16 protein-coding genes are annotated in these 18832 nt (G+C 38.9%); 11 read left to right on the top strand and 5 right to left on the bottom strand.

Translation table 11 applies throughout. The features are described from left to right. Positions 1-17: 17 nt before the first annotated feature. Positions 18-1637 (bottom strand): M28 family metallopeptidase, encoded by a 1620-nt coding sequence (locus tag HUU81_RS10310; protein ID WP_199608875.1) that lies wholly within the window; start codon positions 1635-1637, stop codon positions 18-20. Positions 1638-1788: 151 nt separating this feature from the next. Between HUU81_RS10310 and HUU81_RS10305 the strand changes: the two genes are divergently transcribed. Genes HUU81_RS10305 through HUU81_RS10295 form a run of 3 tightly spaced genes read left to right on the top strand, consistent with a single transcriptional unit; the run spans position 1789 to position 4661 of the window. Continuing rightward, entirely contained in the window at positions 1789-2607 is an 819-nt protein-coding gene (locus HUU81_RS10305; protein ID WP_199608874.1) for a DUF3025 domain-containing protein, read from the top strand. A 9-nt stretch (positions 2608-2616) separates the two neighbouring features. After that, positions 2617-3462, top strand: coding sequence for an ABC transporter ATP-binding protein (locus tag HUU81_RS10300; RefSeq protein ID WP_199608873.1), 846 nt, complete (start codon positions 2617-2619; stop codon positions 3460-3462). After that, entirely contained in the window at positions 3462-4661 is a 1200-nt protein-coding gene (locus tag HUU81_RS10295; protein WP_199608872.1) for an ABC transporter permease, read from the top strand. The genes HUU81_RS10300 and HUU81_RS10295 overlap by 1 nt, the downstream gene beginning before the upstream one ends. 107 nt (positions 4662-4768) lie before the next feature. Here HUU81_RS10295 and HUU81_RS10290 read toward each other — a convergent pair whose 3' ends face one another. Next, a complete protein-coding gene (locus HUU81_RS10290; RefSeq protein ID WP_199608871.1) occupies positions 4769-6004 on the bottom strand; it encodes an MFS transporter in 1236 nt (411 codons plus the stop codon). 165 nt (positions 6005-6169) lie between these two features. Here HUU81_RS10290 and HUU81_RS10285 point away from each other — a divergent pair, with 165 nt between their 5' ends. The 8 genes from HUU81_RS10285 to HUU81_RS10250 all read left to right on the top strand — a co-directional run bounded on the left by HUU81_RS10285 (position 6170) and on the right by HUU81_RS10250 (position 13599). Then, the gene (locus HUU81_RS10285; protein WP_199608870.1) at positions 6170-7408 is read left to right on the top strand and encodes an MFS transporter; all 1239 of its coding nucleotides are present in this window, start codon (positions 6170-6172) and stop codon (positions 7406-7408) included. A 104-nt stretch (positions 7409-7512) separates the two neighbouring features. Further along, positions 7513-8130, top strand: a complete 618-nt coding sequence (locus HUU81_RS10280) for an FMN-dependent NADH-azoreductase (RefSeq protein WP_199608869.1) — start codon at positions 7513-7515, stop codon at positions 8128-8130. Positions 8131-8615: 485 nt separating this feature from the next. Continuing rightward, the gene (locus tag HUU81_RS10275; RefSeq protein WP_199608868.1) at positions 8616-9386 is read left to right on the top strand and encodes a DUF3450 domain-containing protein; all 771 of its coding nucleotides are present in this window, start codon (positions 8616-8618) and stop codon (positions 9384-9386) included. Between the two features lie 6 nt (positions 9387-9392). Continuing rightward, positions 9393-10757 (top strand): MotA/TolQ/ExbB proton channel family protein, encoded by a 1365-nt coding sequence (locus HUU81_RS10270; protein WP_199608867.1) that lies wholly within the window; start codon positions 9393-9395, stop codon positions 10755-10757. After that, positions 10757-11281 (top strand): MotA/TolQ/ExbB proton channel family protein, encoded by a 525-nt coding sequence (locus HUU81_RS10265; protein ID WP_199608866.1) that lies wholly within the window; start codon positions 10757-10759, stop codon positions 11279-11281. The genes HUU81_RS10270 and HUU81_RS10265 overlap by 1 nt, the downstream gene beginning before the upstream one ends. A 12-nt stretch (positions 11282-11293) precedes the next feature. Beyond that, on the top strand, positions 11294-11695 hold the full coding sequence (locus HUU81_RS10260; protein WP_199608865.1) for an ExbD/TolR family protein: 402 nt from the start codon (positions 11294-11296) through the stop codon (positions 11693-11695). Between the two features lies 1 nt (position 11696). Further along, the gene (locus tag HUU81_RS10255) at positions 11697-12314 is read left to right on the top strand and encodes an energy transducer TonB (RefSeq protein WP_199608864.1); all 618 of its coding nucleotides are present in this window, start codon (positions 11697-11699) and stop codon (positions 12312-12314) included. Positions 12315-12327: 13 nt separating this feature from the next. After that, positions 12328-13599, top strand: a complete 1272-nt coding sequence (locus HUU81_RS10250) for a tetratricopeptide repeat protein (RefSeq protein ID WP_199608863.1) — start codon at positions 12328-12330, stop codon at positions 13597-13599. A 152-nt stretch (positions 13600-13751) separates the two neighbouring features. On the opposite strand, the gene HUU81_RS10245 is transcribed toward HUU81_RS10250, so the two are convergent. The 3 genes from HUU81_RS10245 to HUU81_RS10235 form a co-directional block, all read right to left on the bottom strand. Beyond that, positions 13752-14165 (bottom strand): GNAT family N-acetyltransferase, encoded by a 414-nt coding sequence (locus HUU81_RS10245; protein WP_199608862.1) that lies wholly within the window; start codon positions 14163-14165, stop codon positions 13752-13754. Positions 14166-14544: 379 nt separating this feature from the next. Continuing rightward, a complete protein-coding gene (locus HUU81_RS10240) occupies positions 14545-17634 on the bottom strand; it encodes an efflux RND transporter permease subunit (RefSeq protein WP_199608861.1) in 3090 nt (1029 codons plus the stop codon). A gap of 2 nt (positions 17635-17636) precedes the next feature. After that, positions 17637-18704: an efflux RND transporter periplasmic adaptor subunit gene (locus tag HUU81_RS10235; protein ID WP_199608860.1), complete on the bottom strand. Its 1068-nt coding sequence runs from the start codon at positions 18702-18704 to the stop codon at positions 17637-17639. Between the last annotated feature and the right edge of the window lie 128 nt (positions 18705-18832).

Raw genomic sequence — 18832 nt, 5'->3', positions numbered from 1 at the left:
GGTATTAAGTTTGGAAATTATTTTTGACGGCTAAATTCGCTTCTTTCAGACCACTTTGGCCACTCTGAAGAATTTGCTACTGCGTTGCCAACATCAAAAAATAATTGAAGATCTTGAACTGCTCCTGATAAATCCCAGCTTTCACGATAATGGTCGCAAGGTTGGTGATAGCAACCACGCTGTATTAACGCCATTTTCTTACGGTATTTTGCCGTTTCTTCATCTAATGCTTCATGACCACCACCAGCATATAACGCCGGAATGCCTTTCTTAGCGAAGTTAAAGTGATCAGAGCGATAGTAGTAACCTGCAGATGGATTTTTACCTTGAGATAACGTTCTGTTTTGTTTAGCAGCAGCATGAGCTAATAAGTCATCTAGATTAGACTGTCCTTTACCAGTAACAGAAATATCCTTTGTTTTACCAAGAATATTTAAGCTGTCCATATTGATATTGGCTACTGTTTTATCTAGTGGCACAATTGGGTTATTGCTATAAAAGCGCGAGCCTAATAGACCTTGCTCTTCAGCCGTAACGGCAAGAAACGTTACAGAACGCTCAGGGCGGTTGCTCAACTTGCTATAGGCTTCCGCCATTTCCAACATGCCGCCAATACCCGTTGCGTTGTCATGTGCGCCGTTATAAATTTGATCGCCTTTTTTAGTTTCGTCTTTACCAATATGGTCCCAATGCGCAGTGTAAATTAGGTGCTCTTCAGGCTTCTTACTACCAGGAAGGGTCGCAATAAAGTTGTTACTCGTTGAGCGTTTAATTTTACTATTTACAGTTACGCTTGCAGATACACCAAGCGGTTGACTAAAGCTGCCTGCTTTTGCTTTTTCTTTGAGTTTTTCTAGGTCAAAGCCTGCTGTACTGAAAATATCTTGTGCGATTGCTTTTTTAACCCAGCCCTCAACAGCAACACGATCCATATTATTGTTTGGCGTTTCTAAACCGTATTGAGGTCCAGACCAACTATTCTCTACTACATTCCAGCCGTATGAAGCGGGTGCAGTTTCGTGAATAATTATTGCGCCAGCAGCACCTTGGCGGCTTGCTTCTTCATATTTGTAGTTCCAGCGACCGTAATAAGTCATCGCTTCACCAGTAAATAGATTTGCATCACCTGTTGCATAACCAGGGTCATTAACCAGAATTACAGCTGTTTTGCCTTTAATATTGGCGTTTTCGTAATCATTCCAGTTATATTCTGGTGCAACAATGCCGTAGCCAACAAAAACGAGTTCTGAGTTTTCGATTGCGGCTAACTCAGATACTCGGCTTGTGCCCATTACCATATCTTGCTTGTAGGTGTATTCTTTATCGCCAACTTTAAGCGTCATATTTGGGTCAGCAGTTATCTCTACCAAACTAACAGGCTGTAAAAAGCTATCGCCATTACCTGGTTTAAATCCTAACGCTTTGAATTCTTTAGTAAGATAGTCAAGAAGTATTTTCTCTCCTTTACCTGTTGGTAAGCGGCCTTCAAGTTCATCAGAACTAATAAATTTGATGTGTTCTGCCAACTCTTCAGCGGTAATTGATTGATATGCTTCGTCGTACGACTTGTCGATGCACCCTGTTAATAATAGTGTGGTAGCACTGAGGCTAGCACATGCAATTTTTTTTAATTTCATAGTTATATCTATTTATTATTTTGTTAAGCGGGGACTTTGCTGTGATTTTTGAATGGCAATGCCCTTAAATCTTCGCTAAAGATAAAAGTACAACGCATTATCACAGTCATTTACAATAGCAGGCAATGTTATATCAATTATTTGACTAAATATGAAGTTTATTGCTCCGAACTATTGGTCTACAGCGCTATTTCATCAATCTAAGCTGTTTTTAGACCTGAATGCGCTTTTTTTTCTTGATCAATATAACGACTGGCTAACGCCCAAACAACTCACTGAGTTATTACAACCTAATACAAAAACGCTAAGTGAGCATCACATTCAATTTGAGCCGCAACCCGAGGTTTGGACAGACTCTCGTTATTACGAAAAATACATTTACGAGACTGGAAATGTGCCAACACGGCCAGAAAACTGGCACGATATATTTGGCGCGTTGATTTGGTGTTTATTTCCTAATACCAAAGCGCTAATTAATAAGCTACATGTAGAGGATATTGATACGTATGGCATGAAAGCACGTACCGCTAAGCGTAATGCTATTACTTTACTGGATGAATGTGGTGTTATCTGTGCTGTATCTAGCGATCAGCATAAAGTTAAACAACATTTACAACAGCATCGGTGGCTTGAAGGGTTTTATGGTAATAAGTCAGAGTGGGGAAGCACAATCCAGCCATTTATGTTCGGGCATGCTAATTATGAAATGGGCACTAAACCATTTATTGGGCTAACAGGAAAGGTTTTGTTTGTTTCAGTAGAAGATACCTTTTGGCAACACTCCCGAAATATTCAGTATCAAATACTTGATAATCACTTAATGACATTAATTAATGAAAAAGATATTCTTGCCAGCAATAGCTCTTTCTCACCCATGCCGCTGTTAGGGATCCCTGGCTGGCATAGCGAAGTACAAGATGAACATTTTTATAAAAACACGAACTATTTTCGACCTAAAAAATCTCTTTAAGGAAGTAATATGATTGCAGTCAAAGCCTTAAAAAAAGGCTTTAAAAAATCGTCAGACAAAGAAAATAATATGGATCCAAGAATGGAAGGGGACATGTTTTGGTCTGTGAAAAACGTCAGTTTTGAATGTAATAAAGGTGAAGTGCTTGGGCTGTTGGGGCCAAATGGAGCCGGTAAAACAACAACCCTGAGAATGCTATCCACTGCACTTCAACCACATGAAGGTAGTATCGAAATTAATGGGGTAGATGTTGTATCTAAACCAATATTAGCAAGAAAAAAAATCGGCTTTTTATCAGGTTCAACAGGGCTATACGGTAAATTAACTGTTGATGAAAATATTCGATACTTTGCAAAGTTGCATGGTATGAAAAAAGAAAAAATCAATGAGCGTATTAAAGCACTTTATGACTTGCTTGAAATGCACTCATTTGCCAATAGAAAAGCAGAGCAATTATCCACTGGTATGACGCAAAAAGCATCTATTGCGCGTGCTGTTATTCATGAACCCGAAGTGGTTATTTTAGATGAACCTACAACGGGTTTAGATATTATGACGACAGAAACATTGCTTAGTTTTATTGAGTCATTGAAAGCGCTAAATATCCCTGTCATTTTCTCAACTCATCATTTAGGTGAAGTAGAGCGCCTTTGCGACAGGGTTGCTGTGATTAATGAAGGTGAAAGCTGTTTCTCAGGCACGTTAGCTGAATTTAAAGCGTTAAGTGAAAATCATGTCATCAGTGAAGCATTTATGTCTCTGATCCATGATAAGGCTCATAATATAAGTGATGAAATCAGCTCATCTGAACAAAATATCGAGATGGAAAAAGCAGTAGTAGGAGAGAATGCGTAATGTTTGAAGTATTCAAAAAAGAGTTACTTGAAATAACCAGAGACAGAAAGACGTTATTTTTTGTTATTGCATTACCAATGATAATTTTTCCAATTTTGTTCGGCCTAATGAGTTTTTTATTAGGCAAAGCACAATTAGATGCAGAGCAAAAAGTAAACACTTATGCCATTATCAGTGAAGCGAATTCTCAAGAATTTGTGGAGAAGATTTTTTACCATAAAAGCTTTAAAAAAGCAGAATTAGTGTTGGCAACAGAAGCGGAAGCTATTGAGGCTGTAAAAAGCGAAAAAGTAGATGTGGTCATCATCCTTCAGGATAATCTGTCTGAGTCTTTTGAGGCAGGAAAACAAGCTAAATGGAAAGTGATTTATAATGATTCGTCTTCAGTCAATTTTTTATACAAGAATATACAAGAAATTACGGACGAACTTTCTGAGGGCTTAAAAAATGCAAAACTAGAATCCTTAGGGATTACAGGGGAAGCAAAATTAGCACTCCTTAAGCCACTTGAGCTTGAAAAGATTGATACGGCAGACTTACGTGAAAACTTAGGCGAAAAGTTAGGTGCATTCATTCCTTATCTACTTATTCCATTATGCCTGATGGGAGCTACATATCCTGCGGTAGACTTAGGTGCAGGTGAGAAAGAGCGCGGTACATTAGAAACGTTACTTATCACACCAATTCCAAGAACTTCGTTAGTACTTGGTAAGTTTTTAACTGTATTAACTACGGCAATATTATGCGCCCTAATCACAATATTCAGTATGGGCTTTTGGGGATATGTTTTAGGTGCGGGTAGTAATGAAATCGTAACAGAGATTGTTGGTTCAATTGGTGTGTTGGAACTCTTGCTTATGTTTATTTTGCTGATCCCTGTTTCAGCAATTTTTGCGAGTATTGCGATCGCATTATCAATATACGCGAAAACATTCAAAGAGGGACAAAACTATATGGCTCCGCTTAGCTTTTTAGTTTTTGTGCCGCTAGTGGCTGCAATGATGCCTAATATGGAACTTACATTTTTAACGGCGTCTATTCCGATCACTAATATTGCACTTGCAATGAAAGAGCTATTGAAAGGAACGCTAGACTATACTTTATTCGGTATGATTTTAGCTTCAACAGTTGCTGTTGCAGGCGCACTACTTGCGTTTTGCGTGCACTGGTTCCAAAAAGAGTCAGTGCTGTTTCGCTAGAAAAATTAAGCAGCCACTACATATTGATGGTTAATAAAAAGCGCTTACCTTTTCTTTTGGCTAAGCGCTTTTTTAATTCACCAAATACTTTACTGTTATTTACGGCGCTATTTCTCTTTACTATTATCTTTTACTAATTCAGAAAGCGCTGCATCTGAGGTGGTTGTTGGTGCGATGACTAACAAACTTCCGTCATGATGTTGTTGTTTACGACGAGTTATTCGCCAAAGTGCATATAAACATATTAAAGCGGGAAATACCGATATCGTGTAAAAGTAATATTCATTACCAAAGTAGCTCATTACCATTGCCACTGTAGGAGCTCCAACTACCGCACCAGTACCACCCACTCTAACTAACGCGCTGCTAGCTCCAATCATTTGTTCGCGTTCTAAGTAATCGTTTGTATGAGCCATTCCCAATGAATATAGCGGCAGGATGCACGCCCCGAGTAATGCCATCATTAAATACAAATGCATTAAGTTTTCTGAATTTAAATTTGCTAGGTAATACATTGTTACAGACGCTAACGCAGCGAGTATTGCTATGATCACTCGTCGATCCAACTTATCTGAAATACGGCCAATAGGCCATTGAAGTAATACGCCACCTGTAACAAATGCGGCGATAAAAATCGCTATTTGATTGACGTCCATACCAAGCCGAGTGGCATAAACGGGTCCCATCCCGAAAATAGATGCATAACTACACTGTGATAAAAAAGCGATTAATATTCCTAATGGTGCTGTTTTGGTTAAAGCTGAAAATGCGACTTTTTGACCTGAACTAATCTTAGGTGCATCTGTTGCTGTCACTAACATTGGGATTAGGGCAGCACTGATAAGAATGGAGACTAACGTAAATTGCTCAAAACTTTGTGGAGATCCCACGTTTAATAAAAACTGACCGGCGCCAACACCTGTAAACATGGTCACCATGTAGATAGATAGTAATGTGCCTCTGTTCTTATTATCTGCTTTATCGTTTAGCCAGCTTTCAGCTACTACATAGATGGCTGAAAAAGCGAAACCAGAAATAAAGCGCATTAAAAACCACACAAAGTGATCAATAAATAACGCATGAATTAATATTGAGATAGAAGCGAGCGACGCAAGCGCCCCGAAGGCTCTTATATGTCCAACGCGCTTAATAACAATTGGTGCGCGAATAGAGCCAAGTAAAAATCCAAGAAAATACCCCGACATAACCCAGCCAATTGTAGCAGTAGAGAAGCCTTCATGTTCGGCTCTAATAGCAATAAGGCTACTTTGTACACCTACGCAGATGCCGACAATACACATGCCAACTAATAGCGTCCAGCAACTTACTAAAATACTTCTCATATTTATCCAAGTGTTTAAAAAAGCTCATTATGAAAGGTTTATTATATAGCAGTATCAAGTTATGAAACGTATAGAATTAAAATTGAATTTAAATAAAGTAAAAGGTTTACATATTTATTGTTTACTCTAATATATAAACATAAAAGTTTATATAAGGGTTTTTACATGAATAAGTATATGCAAGTCACTTTATTATTATTCGTTAGCTTTCTAAGTTGTGCAGGAATAGCGCTACCGTATCCTATTCTTGCTCCCATGTTTTTAAGTGAATCCTCCAGCGCGCTAAACTTATTTTTAGGGATTAGTCCTGAACTCTTATTGGGGCTGGCACTAGCGGTATATCCGCTAGGGATGCTTATAGGAAGCAGTATTCTGGGAGGGATGTCAGACCATTATGGCCGAAAAAAAGTATTAAGTTATTCACTGCTTTTCGCCAGTTTAGGTTACATGCTCACAGCATACGCAATTTGGAGTGAACATTATCCGCTGTTTATATTTGCTAGATTAGTAACCGGGTTTTGCGAAGGTAATATCGCAATAGCGAGAGCTATGGCATTAGATCTAGCAAATTATTTTGATAAAACACGCTTAATGTCATTAGTAAATGCGTCAGTATTTTCTGGTTGGTTGCTTGGTCCGCTTGCAGGTGGTTGGTTAGCTACTTACAGCAATATGACAGTGTTTAGTGTTGCAGCGATGGTTGTTGGCTTTTGTTTATTAGTTGTTGTGATATGCATTAAGGATACAACTCAGCAACGCTTCAAACCATCTACACCGTTTACGTGGGGAAAATTAAAAAAAAGCGGTTCACTATCTTTGTTAAAAACTAAATCTATTCGAAGAATATTTATTGTACAGTTTATCGTGACACTAGGCATTAATGCCTTCTATGAGTTTTATCCGGCTTGGTTAGTCAGTGAAAAGCAATTCTTGCCAATTGATATAGCTTTAATCACCGTTAGCATGAACATTTTTATGATAGTTTCTAGCTTATTTTTCGTTACGCTTATCAGTAAAAGGTTCGGGCAAGTTAAAACTATGATGCTCGCGCTTATTTCTCTATCAATAATGTTATTCATTATTCCATTAACCAACGGAAACGAAATGTATGTTTTCTTTGCGGTTACTGGCATTTTTATCGCGCTTTATAACGGCATCTTTCCTGTGTATATCACGGAAGGTGAAGAAGAGTCGCGAAATGGGGCGATGATGGGGTTATTAACATCTACATTCTGCCTTTCTAGTATGTTGATATCTATTTTCGGTAGTTTGTTACTATTCATCGATAGTGCTGCACCATTATATGTAGGGGCATTATTGTTACTTTTAGCGTCAGTGGCGCTTTTTGTACATAGTTATCCAGTATCAAAACGTCGAACGAATAAATCGGTTGCTACTCATTAATTTAAATATTCGATTTTATAGAATTATATGGTCAATTTAATTCAATTTATTTTCTATTTAATGAGTTTATAGTTATCCCATATTAAATGATTAGGAACTGAAATATGAAAACTGTTTTATTTTTAGATGCATCAATAAATGGTGAGTTAGGTAACTCAAGTAAACTAACTCAACTATTACGAACAAAAATTCAAGAAGAGATAGTAGAAGATCTCACCGTCATAAATAGAGATTTGACACAGCATCCCATTCCTCATCTTAGCCAAGCAGAAATGCGAGCCTGGATGACACCACATAGTGAGCGCACAATTGAGCAAGAAAAGCTTGCGAGTTTGTCAGATGAATTATTGAAAGAGGTAGAGCTTTCAGATTTAATCGTAGTTGGTATGCCTATGTATAATTTTGGTGTTCCATCAACATTCAAAAGTTATATTGACCGAATAGCGCGTGCCGGAAAAACGTTTAAATATACCGAGCAGGGGCCAGTAGGTTTATTAAAAAACAAAAAAGTCATTGTGATGGCTGCAAGAGGCGGAATATATCAGGGAACTGATAAAGACACGCAAACCAAATTCTTATCAGATGTTTTTGCGTTTATAGGGCTAACTGATATCGAATTTGTTTATGCTGAAGGATTGGCAATGGGGGAGAGTGTTTATAACGACGCTTTTGAGCAGGCAAAACAAAAAATAGATGAACTAGTTTTGCAAGTTGCGGTCTGAGCTTTAAGTTCAATGAAATAGATATTTATTGAATTTACATTGCTAGTGTCATCATCTTGGCCGATTTAGTATCATGCTATATCGGCCTTTTTTATGTCCTATTAAATTATTTAACCCTTTCTTATCGCTTCAAACGTTACTTATTGGAGTTCTTTCTTTTACATCGTATCGTGAGTGATGAATGCCTACAAGGCAAGCGTGTAGCTCATATACATGTGATTGCCAGTACTAAATCTGTAATATTTAAAATTTAATGTATATGTTACATAAATGTTTAATTTTGTGGGTTGGAAATAAAATAAAAAAATTAAGGGACAAATTTCGTTTGAATTATAAACAGAGCGTGATTCCTTGTGTTGACAGGAAAGTTACTTTTGTGTGATTATCCGGGGGATTATGCCGAAGTTTGGCTTAAAACATTAGCTAAGAAAAAGTGTAATACTCGTGATTGGCGAGAACATTAAACATTAAATTGGTTGGGAACTATGTCTGTTAGAATCAGAAAAAGTCTAGTTGCAACTGCACTAGTTGGTGCATTTGCACTTGTGGGAGGCAACGCCGTTGCAGATCCCCTGAACGAACTGCATAAAGCAGAAATAAAAATTCATAAAGCAGCTGCAAAATCGCAGTCTAAAATTAACGGAATATACGAGCAAACTCAGGAAATCGTTGCTGAGTATCGTGCTGTTGTTGATGAAATGGAAAACCTAAAGGTTTATAACGACCATGTAGCACGCTTAGTTGCTGATCAACAATCAGAAATTGACTCGTTAAACTCTCAAATTACTGAAATCGAAACTACGAAGAAAACAGTAATTCCTATGATGTATAAAATGATTGATACATTAGAGGAATTTGTGGAAGCTGATATTCCAATTCTTCAAGAAGAACGTGCAAGCCGCATCGAGTTACTACGTGAAACAATGTCTCGCGCTAAAGTAACCACTTCTGAAAAATACCGTCAAGTTCTTGAAGCTTACCAAATCGAAAAAGATTACGGTTCTATGCTTCGTGCATGGCAGGGTACACTAAACTACGAAGGCACAGACATCACAGTAGACTTCGTTCATTACGGTCGTGTCGCGTTTGTAGCTCAGTCTCTAGATCAAAAGAACTCTTGGGTATGGAATAATAATTCTCGTAGCTGGGAGAAATTAGATGAAGAATATAACCGTTCAGTGACACAAGCGATTAAGGTCGCTCGTAAGCAAGCTGCAGCTACACTTATTAAACTACCAATTTTAGCGGCGGAGTAATCAATAATGAAAAAGGTATTTAAAAGTATCGCTCTTGCAGCAACAATGACACTTTCTGCTGGTGTTGCATTAAATGCAAACGCAAATACAGCAACATTGGACAAATTATTAGAGCAAGTTAAAAAAGATCGTATCTCTGAAGGTAAGATCAATAAGAAGCGTGAACAAGAGTTCATGGCCGCTCGTGCAGACAAGCAAGCATTGCTTAAAAAGGCGAAAAGCGAGTTAGCTGCTGAACAAGCACGTGGCGAGCGTCTTAAAAATCAATTTGCACAAAACGAAGTAACACTTGCTAAAAAAGCAACAGAGCTTGAAAATGCAAAGGGTACTTTGGGTGAAATGTTTGGTGTTGTACGTCGTGCAGCAACTGACACTATGGGTTCAATTTCTGGCTCAATTATCAGTGCTCAATACCCTGGCCGTGATGACTTATTAGTTAAGTTAGCTGAAGCAAAAGAGCTTCCTACTACTAAAGAGCTAGAAGAGTTATGGATTGCACTACAAACAGAAATGACTGAATCAGCTAAAGTGGTATCTTTTGATACTGAAGTTGTTGGTTTAGACGGTGAAACATCTGTTCAACGTGTTACTCGTGTTGGTAACTTCAACTTAATGAATGACACTAACTACCTAATCTATAACATTGATACTAAACAGGTTCAGCCTTTAGGTCGTGAAGCAGATGGTCACTATCTTGCTGCGATCGAAAACTTCACTAGCTCTGCTTCTGGTGAAATGGCTCCATTATTCATTGATCCATCAATGGGTAACTTGTTAAGACTAAATACACAAAAAGCAACACTTGAAGATCGCTATCACGCTGGTGGTATTGTTGGTTACATCATTACTGGTGTACTTGCATTAGGTCTATTAATTGCTTTAGAGCGTTTAATTACGTTATCACTTATGGGCAGCAAAATGCGTTCTCAGCTTAAGAACACTGCTAACCCAAGCGACAATAACCCACTTGGACGTATTCTTAAGGTTTACCACAACAACAAGAACGCAGACGTTGAAAACTTAGAGTTGAAACTTGATGAAGCAATTCTTAAAGAGATCCCTAAAGTTGAACGTGGCGTTACAGTAATCAAGATTTTGGCAGCAATTGCTCCACTACTTGGTCTACTAGGTACGGTTGTTGGTATGATCGAAACGTTCCAACAAATCACATTATTCGGTACAGGTGACCCAAGAATCATGGCTGGTTCAATTTCAATGGCACTTGTTACAACTGCTCAAGGTCTAATTGCAGCACTACCATTGATTTTCGTTCACAGTATTGTTGCTGCTAAAAGCAAGTCAATTATGCATATCTTGGATGAGCAAAGTGCTGGAATCATCGCGTCTCACGCGGAGAAGGAGCAAGCATAATGTTATTCCTGATAGAAATATGGGAATCTGTCAGGGATTTTATTGCGACTGGGGGTGACGTACTTTATATCGTTGCCGCAGTATTGCTTATCATGTGGGTAATGATGATTGAGAAATACTGGTTTATAACAGGTGTATTTCCAGGCATTAAAAAAGACATTATTGCCAAGTGGGATGCACGTGAGGACACCACCTCATGGTACGCACATAAAATTCGAGAGTTTTGGATTTCCGAAGCATCTGAAAAGATAAACGAGCGCATGCTGTCAATTAAGACACTAGTTGCTATCTGTCCTCTAGTAGGATTACTAGGTACGGTAACAGGTATGATTCAAGTTTTTGAAATCATGGCTAACCAAGGTACAGGTAACCCACGCTTGATGGCTGAAGGTATATCAATGGCAACTATTCCAACTATGGCTGGAATGGTAGCGGCATTGTCGGGTGTATTTTTTAGTACACGCCTTGAAGCTAAAGCAAAACTAGCTAAAGAACATTTAGTTGATAGTCTGCCACATCATTAAAGAGAGATTATAATGGCTCGTAAACATAGACGTGAAGAAGAAGAAGCTGGCATTGACATGACGCCGATGCTTGACATCGTATTTATCATGTTGATCTTCTTTATAGTATCAACTTCGTTCTTGAAAGAAGCTGGTATAGAAGTAAACAAACCTAAGGCTGCACAAGCATCTAAAGCTAAATCTGCAAATATATTTATTGCAATCCATGAAAATGGTCAGATTTGGATGGACAAACGCATGGTTGATATTGAGCGTGTGGGTGCAAACTTAGAAAAAATGTTAGCTGAAACGCCAACAGAAGTTGTAGTTATTCAAGCTGATAAAGAAGCGAAACATGGCATTGTTGTAAAAGTCATGGACGCAATAAAAGCAGCAGGAATTGACAGGATTTCGATCGCAGCAAAGGATGATTAATATGGTCCGTTTTTTATTATCAATAATAATCGGAGCTGCGGTCACCTATGTACTGTTTGTCTTTATGGCATACTTAATTTCTGGAGGCGATAAACGCTTCCAGGAAAAAGTAGAAGACATTCGAGTAGAAATCTTGACTGCGCCTCCTAAGTCGGCGGTTCAAGAGCGTAGGCGTGTTCCACCACCACCGCCACCGCCACCTAAGCAGCCGCCTAAACCAGAGCAACCAGAGCCAGAAACTCAGGATGCCAACCCGAATGCAATGCAATTTAATATGCCTTCGGTAAATGTTGGTGGTACTAGTGCTGGTCTTTCAGGCCCTGGTGGTGCACTTGGTCGTGATGGTGATGCAACACCAATTGTTCGAATTGAGCCTAAATACCCAATTCAAGCAGCGCGTGATGGTAAAGAAGGTTGGGTTAAACTTCGCTTTACTATTAACGAGCTTGGTGGTGTAGAAGACGTTGAGGTGATTGAAGCAGAACCTAAGCGTATCTTTGACCGTGAAGCTAGACGTGCGCTGAAAAAGTGGAAATACAAGCCGAAAATTGTTGATGGCAAAGCTGAAAAGCAGCCTGGAATGACAGTACAGCTTGAATTTAAACTGAACAAAGGCTAAGAAGGAGAGACGAATGAAACAAATTTTTAAAGCGTCTGCCTTGGCTTTGGCATTGGCGACAACTGTGAATATGTCAGTTGTTTCTTATGCTCAAGCTGCTGATCAGCAAAAAATTGAAGAGCGAAAAAAGCGTAAATCTCAAGTATTAAGTCAGTCAGTTGGTCGTAAAGTTGCAAAAGCATTTGAGCTTTATTCTGCCGACCAAATTGATGAAGCAATTGCTTTATTACTTGAAGTTGATGCGAGCAAGCCATTTGATGCTGCATATATTTCTAGATTTTTAGGCAATATGTATGCAGGTCAAGAAGGTAAAGGTAAATTAGCAATTAAGCATTTGAAAAAAGCGGTTGCGCCAGATTTACTTAACTTTACTGAGCATGCTCAATCAGTTCGCTTGTTAGCTGATTTACACTCACAAGAAAAGCAGTATAAAGAAGCGATAAAAGCCTATTACGATTGGATGAACTTTACTGGCAAGGAAGATGAAAAAGTCTATATCCGAATTGCTAATGCTCATTATGAGCTTAAAGAACTTTCTAAAGTAATAGGCCCGGCTGACAAAGCGATTAAGCTGCAAACTAAGCCTAATGAAACACCTTATGTACTTAAAATGGCTTCGTTCTATGAGCGTAAAAAGTATAATGAGGCTGTAAAAGTCGTTGAAATGTTGGTTAAGCTATTTCCTGAAGACAAGCGTTGGTGGCCTCAGCTAGGTCAATTTTACTTGTTGATTGAAGATTACCAAAAAGCACTTTCAACGATGGAATTGGCTTATAAGCAGGGACACTTAGATAAAGAGTCACATATAAAAGTGTTGTCACAGTTATATGCGACAAATAGTATTCCTTATAAAGCAGCTGTTCTTCAAGAAAAATTCATGAACAACGGTGATTCTGCTTTAATCAAGCGTACTAAGCAGTCGGTGTCGACGTTAGCGAATAGCTGGCATGCTGCAAAAGAGACTAGAAAAGCTGCTCACTATTATGGTGAAGCTGCGAAGTTTGATAACGATGCTGAGCTTTATCGTAAGCAAGGTAGTTTATTAAACGAGTCTGAGCGTTATGCAGAAGCAATTCCTGTCTTCGAAAAAGCGTTGAAGCATGGCTCTAAAAAGCGCGGGCGCATATATTTAAGCATGGCAGAAGCATATTTCTACCAAGAAAAATATAAAGAAGCTCATGAAGCTATTAAGAATGCAATGAAAGATCCTTCTACTAAGCGTACAGCAAGAAGCTGGGCGTCTTATATTAAGGATACGGCTAAGCGTAAAGGTCAGTCGATTTAAATTGTTTTTCCATGAATAAAAGGCTCCGTTAGGAGCCTTTTTTGTATTTGGGGTATTTACACTGAGCTTTATATACTGCGAATGTGACTTCTTTGCCCGCGACTCTTAATGGATAACTGCTTTGTTTCTCCTTTCTTAGATACCCTTAACAGTTAAAGCTTTAATTTAAACCCTACATGGCTAGCTTCAAATCCAAGTTTTTCATAGAAGTTATGTGCTTTCGGACGGAGCTTATCGCACGTGAGTTGAACGAGACAGCACGATCTCTGCTGTGCTAACTGAATACAGTGATTTATTAATGCTTTTCCTATGTCGCTATTTCTTAATAGCTTATGAACTCTTACTCCTTCTATTTGGGCACGCCAAGCACCAACGTACGTTAAGTTAGGAATAAAAGTGAGTTGAACAACACCTAAGACGTTGTTGGGTTTACTTACGGTACATTTAGCAACCACTAATACGTTATTTTCATCCTTGGCGATGGCGTTGAATGCCTTAACATAATTCTCGTTAAGTGGGACAGATACATCTTCTCTTCGGCTTCCTAACTCATCATCACTTAGCATTAAGATAATTTGTGCTAAGTCTTCATTGGTCGCGGTGCAGAGCTGATATTCTGTATTGCTGATATTTTCGTTGTTTAATATGTGTGTGCTGATAATAAAGCCCTTAATCTGAGTTTGGTTCTTGAATGTGGCTCAGTATCAACGAGGTAACAGCTTTTTGCTAATTGTGCTATTCAATGCTGAATATATCGGTGCTGAATTAGGTTGTCATAACGATTTGCGTGAAATAAATAGAGGCACACTTAATGTGGAGTGCTTAAATTTAAATAGCGATTATGTAGGGGCTTATTAGCCAAATTAAGAGTGAAAGGCTCGTTATACTAGCATAGCGAGCCTTTATATAAATATTTACGTGGTTTGAAACTTAAAGTGAGTTGTACTAACTCTCAGCTTGTTCCAACTGTTTGATTTTATTCGATACTGCTTTAGGTGATCCCGTATTCTTTGCTAAATAAAAGTAAGCGGTAGGGATCACGTATAAAGTTAAAATTGTAGCAAAAGCGACACCACAGAATATTACTACACCAATAACCATTCTGCTTTCAGAGCCAGGGCCTGTTGCTAACATTAGGGGGACAGCACTCATTATTGTTGTAAAAGCCGTCATAATAATAGGGCGTAGTCGTTGAGATGCGGCTTGTCTTAGCGCATCTTTAAACTCATAACCTGCATCTCTAAGCTGGTTAGCAAATTCAACAATTAAAATACCATTCTTTGAGGCTAAACCTATTAACATCACGATGCCGATTTGACTGTAAATATTAATAGTCATGCCCATAAAGTATAAACCAGCCAATGCACCAACAAGCCCTAAAGGCACCGTCAGCATTATCACAAGAGGATGAACGAAGCTTTCAAATTGCGCTGCTAATACTAAAAATGTGACTAGTAATGCTAGAGCAAAAACGCCTGCCATAGCAGCACCAGTTTCACTATAGATTTGTGATTGCCCTTTGAAATCTATCGATATATTTCCTTGAATTTCTTCAGCCACAACTTTATTCAAAAAGGCGAGGGCATCACTCAGCGCGTAATTGTCTGCTAAGTTTGCTGAAATAGTGATACTTCGCATACGATTATAACGATTTAGACTTGATGCAGTGGCTTTCTCTGAAATTGATACAATGCTATCTAATGGTACTAGTTGACCGCTGGTGTCGGAGCGCAAATAAATATCGCTAATATCTTGAGGGCTACGGAATAATTCGTCTCGGCCTTCAAGAATTACATTGTATTCTTCACCACGGTCTAAAAATGTTGTTGCACGGCGTTGGCCAAGCATAGATTCAAGGGTACGGCCTACGTTGGTGTTACTTATGCCTAAGTCAGCGGCTCTTTCTTTATCAATGTTTAGAGAAAGCTGAGGCAATGTTTCTTTATAGTCATGATCAATACGAATTAATCCAGGGTTAGCTCTAGCTTTGGCGATAATAATGTCGCGCCAGTTAGCAAGCTCTTCATAAGTATTGCCTTGTATAACAAATTGAACTGGGCGACCTAAGCCTCTACCACCTATACCACTTCTCATTATGGCAAAGGCACGAATATCTGAAATGTCACTGAGCTTTTGGCTCACTTCCATCATGGCTTCTGTGGTAGGGCGTGTTCTATTTTCCCAGTCATCCATGCCTATGATAGCTATACCGCCACTTCCACCAAAACCAGGAACGCGCACGATTACTCGGTTAAATTCGCCGCTGTCAACGTAGGGCAGTAATACGTCTTCCATAAGCTCCATATTTTCTATGTTACTTTTGTAGCTTGCTCCTTGGGCGGTGTTCATTATGATAAAGAAGTTGCCTCGGTCCTCTTTAGGGGCTAACTCACTTGGTAGTAAGTTAAATAACCCGTATGCGACGGTTGCGCATAATGCCATGACGATAAACATGGTTACACCAGCATGAATATTCTTGTCTAGACTACGTTGGTAGCTATTTTCTAATTTATCAAAAGTATTATCTAACCAGTGGCCAATTTTGCTTTCTCGTTTTCTATAAACCAGAATTTTTGAGCACAACATAGGAGAGAGTGTAAGAGCAGTAATACTTGAAAAGGCGACGGCAGCAGCTACAGCGATAGCAAATTCAGTAAATAAACTGCCAATAGTACCTTGTAAGAAAACTAACGGTACAAACACAGAAATCAGCACAAGCGTTGTTGCAACGACAGCAAATCCTACTTCCCTTGCGCCCTTGTAGGCTGCTAATAGCGGTGGTTCGCCTTTCTCTATGCGCCTGTAAATGTTTTCGAGTACTACAATAGAATCGTCTACCACTAGTCCTATGGCTAGCACCATAGCGAGTAAGGTTAATAAATTAATTGAGAACCCTAATGCATAAAGCAGTGTAGAGGCTGAGATTAGCGCCACAGGCACTGTAATAGCAGGAATAAATGTAGCGCGAATATTACCTAGAAAAATATATATCACTAAAATAACCAGCGCCATAGCAATGGCGAGTGTTTGATACACTTCTTCAATGGATTTTGCTATAAAAATTGAAGAGTCATAACTGGGCTCAATAGTGGTACCTGATGGAAGGGTTAGTTTAATTTTTTCTAACTCAGCACGTGCATTTTGCACGACTTCAAGGGTGTTGGCTTTAGATTGCTTGATAATGCCAATACCTACCATGTTTTTTCCGTTACCTCTGAAGGTGGTTTCTTCGTCTTCTGAAGTGAGTTCAACATCAGCCACTTCACCTAAACGAACGAGGTAACCATTTTCACCACGTTTTATAACTAAGCGTTGGAAGTCGAATTCTGTTTTATAGCTGCGCTCCACCCTTACAGAAAAATCACGATCGATTGATTTAACATCACCTGCAGGTAATTCAACATTTTCTTTTCTTAATACTTGCTCAATGTCATTTACTGTCACGCCTCGGGCTGCCATTGCAGTGCGGTCTAACCATATTTTCATTGCATAATCACGGCCTCCACCAACTCTAACTCGGGCAATACCGTCAACAACCGAGAAGCGATCAACGATGTAGCGCTGAGCATAATCGGTTAGCTCAAGCGTGCTCATGGTTTGGCTGTTTAATACAAACCAAGCAATAACGTCTTCATCACTGTCGGCTTTAAATACCTCGGGTGGATCAGCTTGCTCGGGAAGGTTGTTTAGTGCTCTTGAAACACGTTCACGTACATCGTTAGCTGCGGCATCAATGTTTCTATCAACGTTAAATTCGATAGAAATTGAAGAACGACCGTTACGACTTTGTGAATTAATGTTCTTAATGCCTTCAATACCACTGATACGGTCTTCCAGCAATTGCGTTATTTTACTTTCTACTATTTCTGATGATGCTCCAGGGTATGAAGTATTAATGCTAACGATAGGGGGATCTATATCCGGATATTCACGTAATGGCAGCATTGAAAACGCAACAATACCAAATACAACAAGCAATAAATTAACTACGGTAGCAAAGACGGGACGCTTAACAGAAAGATCGGATAAAATCATGATTAAATTGTCCCTAGAATATTAACGTCGCTACCGTTACGTAACCGCAAACCACCTTTTGTGACAACTTTGTCACCTATGCTAACACCCGATAGGATCTCAACTAGTCCCGGTAGCCTTCGGCCAATTTCAACAGGTACTTTTTTGGCTTTATTGTCGGTATCGATGATAAAAACATATTGCTTGTCTTGTTGGGGGATAAGTGCACTTTCTTTGACAAGTATTGTTTCTTCAACGCTTTTTTCTACATTAATAGTGACGAGCATGCCCGGGCGAAGTTTGTACTCGGTATTGTTTATTTCAGCACGAACCTGTATTGAGCGAGTGATAGGGTCAACCCGAGAGTCAATGCCAGAGATAATGCCCTTAAAGCGTGTGTGTTGATAAGCTCTCGTTTCGGCTGCAATAACCTGATTGAGTTGTAAGTCAGGGATATATTTTTCCGGTAAATTAAAATCTACATGAATAATATCAATGTCATCTAATGTAGTGATGATGGTTCCAGAGGTTACATACGTGCCAGGTGACACTCGACGGAAGCCAAGTACACCATTGAAAGGTGCTGTGATGGTATTTTCTTTAAGCTTTGTTTTGGCAACACTAAGTTGTGCTTTTAATGCCTTAACTTTTGCTTCTTGTTCATCTAATAATGATTCTGACGTGGCATTATTTTTAGCCAAACCAGACAGCCGTTTTAATTGGCGTTTTGCTTCAGCAAGGTTAATTTGAAGCTCTTTCACGTTAGCTTGTTCTTCATCGCTTTTTAGTTGCACTAGAGTGTCGTCTTTTTTAATTAGCTGTCCGTCTTGAAAGTGAACAGAATCAATGTAATCTGAATTTGCAGCTTTTATTTCTACCGCTTCGTTGGCAATTGCTGTGCCTAATCCTTTGATTACATCGGTGTAGGGCGCTTTTTCGATGATGGTGATAGAAACAGGGGTTGCTTGACTTGGTCGTTGTTGGCTTTCTTGAGTATGAAAAGGTCCGAAAATATATATCGCAAGTGCGATTAATACAGATATAAGAATGAGTGCAAAAGCACTGGCGCGACCTCTATTTTTTTTTTGCATTATGAGTTCCTACTCTTGATCAACAACACGGTGCACTATGATAGTCTATTTCTACGTAATTATATGGTAGATGGTCTTAGATTTTAGGTAAGTTATCGATAAATGAAAGAAAAAAGTGGATGTCCTTA

Source organism: Flocculibacter collagenilyticus (assembly GCF_016469335.1).
Classification (GTDB): Bacteria; Pseudomonadota; Gammaproteobacteria; order Enterobacterales; family Alteromonadaceae; genus Flocculibacter; species Flocculibacter collagenilyticus.
The sequence above is the reverse complement of the archived record's forward strand: the minus strand, read 5'-3'. Positions and strand labels throughout refer to the sequence as shown.

Excerpts from the sequence above, each read along its gene's own strand:
- HUU81_RS10265 (WP_199608866.1), top strand. The coding sequence starts at position 10,757 with ATGTTATTCCTGATAGAAATATGGGAATCTGTCAGGGATTTTATTGCG.
- HUU81_RS10260 (WP_199608865.1), top strand. The coding sequence starts at position 11,294 with ATGGCTCGTAAACATAGACGTGAAGAAGAAGAAGCTGGCATTGACATG.
- HUU81_RS10300 (WP_199608873.1), top strand. The coding sequence starts at position 2,617 with ATGATTGCAGTCAAAGCCTTAAAAAAAGGCTTTAAAAAATCGTCAGAC.
- HUU81_RS10240 (WP_199608861.1), bottom strand. The coding sequence starts at position 17,634 with ATGATTTTATCCGATCTTTCTGTTAAGCGTCCCGTCTTTGCTACCGTA.
- HUU81_RS10235 (WP_199608860.1), bottom strand. The coding sequence starts at position 18,704 with ATGCAAAAAAAAAATAGAGGTCGCGCCAGTGCTTTTGCACTCATTCTT.
- HUU81_RS10270 (WP_199608867.1), top strand. The coding sequence starts at position 9,393 with ATGAAAAAGGTATTTAAAAGTATCGCTCTTGCAGCAACAATGACACTT.
- HUU81_RS10280 (WP_199608869.1), top strand. The coding sequence starts at position 7,513 with ATGAAAACTGTTTTATTTTTAGATGCATCAATAAATGGTGAGTTAGGT.
- HUU81_RS10285 (WP_199608870.1), top strand. The coding sequence starts at position 6,170 with ATGAATAAGTATATGCAAGTCACTTTATTATTATTCGTTAGCTTTCTA.
- HUU81_RS10275 (WP_199608868.1), top strand. The coding sequence starts at position 8,616 with ATGTCTGTTAGAATCAGAAAAAGTCTAGTTGCAACTGCACTAGTTGGT.
- HUU81_RS10310 (WP_199608875.1), bottom strand. The coding sequence starts at position 1,637 with ATGAAATTAAAAAAAATTGCATGTGCTAGCCTCAGTGCTACCACACTA.
- HUU81_RS10255 (WP_199608864.1), top strand. The coding sequence starts at position 11,697 with ATGGTCCGTTTTTTATTATCAATAATAATCGGAGCTGCGGTCACCTAT.
- HUU81_RS10305 (WP_199608874.1), top strand. The coding sequence starts at position 1,789 with ATGAAGTTTATTGCTCCGAACTATTGGTCTACAGCGCTATTTCATCAA.
- HUU81_RS10290 (WP_199608871.1), bottom strand. The coding sequence starts at position 6,004 with ATGAGAAGTATTTTAGTAAGTTGCTGGACGCTATTAGTTGGCATGTGT.
- HUU81_RS10245 (WP_199608862.1), bottom strand. The coding sequence starts at position 14,165 with ATGCTAAGTGATGATGAGTTAGGAAGCCGAAGAGAAGATGTATCTGTC.
- HUU81_RS10295 (WP_199608872.1), top strand. The coding sequence starts at position 3,462 with ATGTTTGAAGTATTCAAAAAAGAGTTACTTGAAATAACCAGAGACAGA.
- HUU81_RS10250 (WP_199608863.1), top strand. The coding sequence starts at position 12,328 with ATGAAACAAATTTTTAAAGCGTCTGCCTTGGCTTTGGCATTGGCGACA.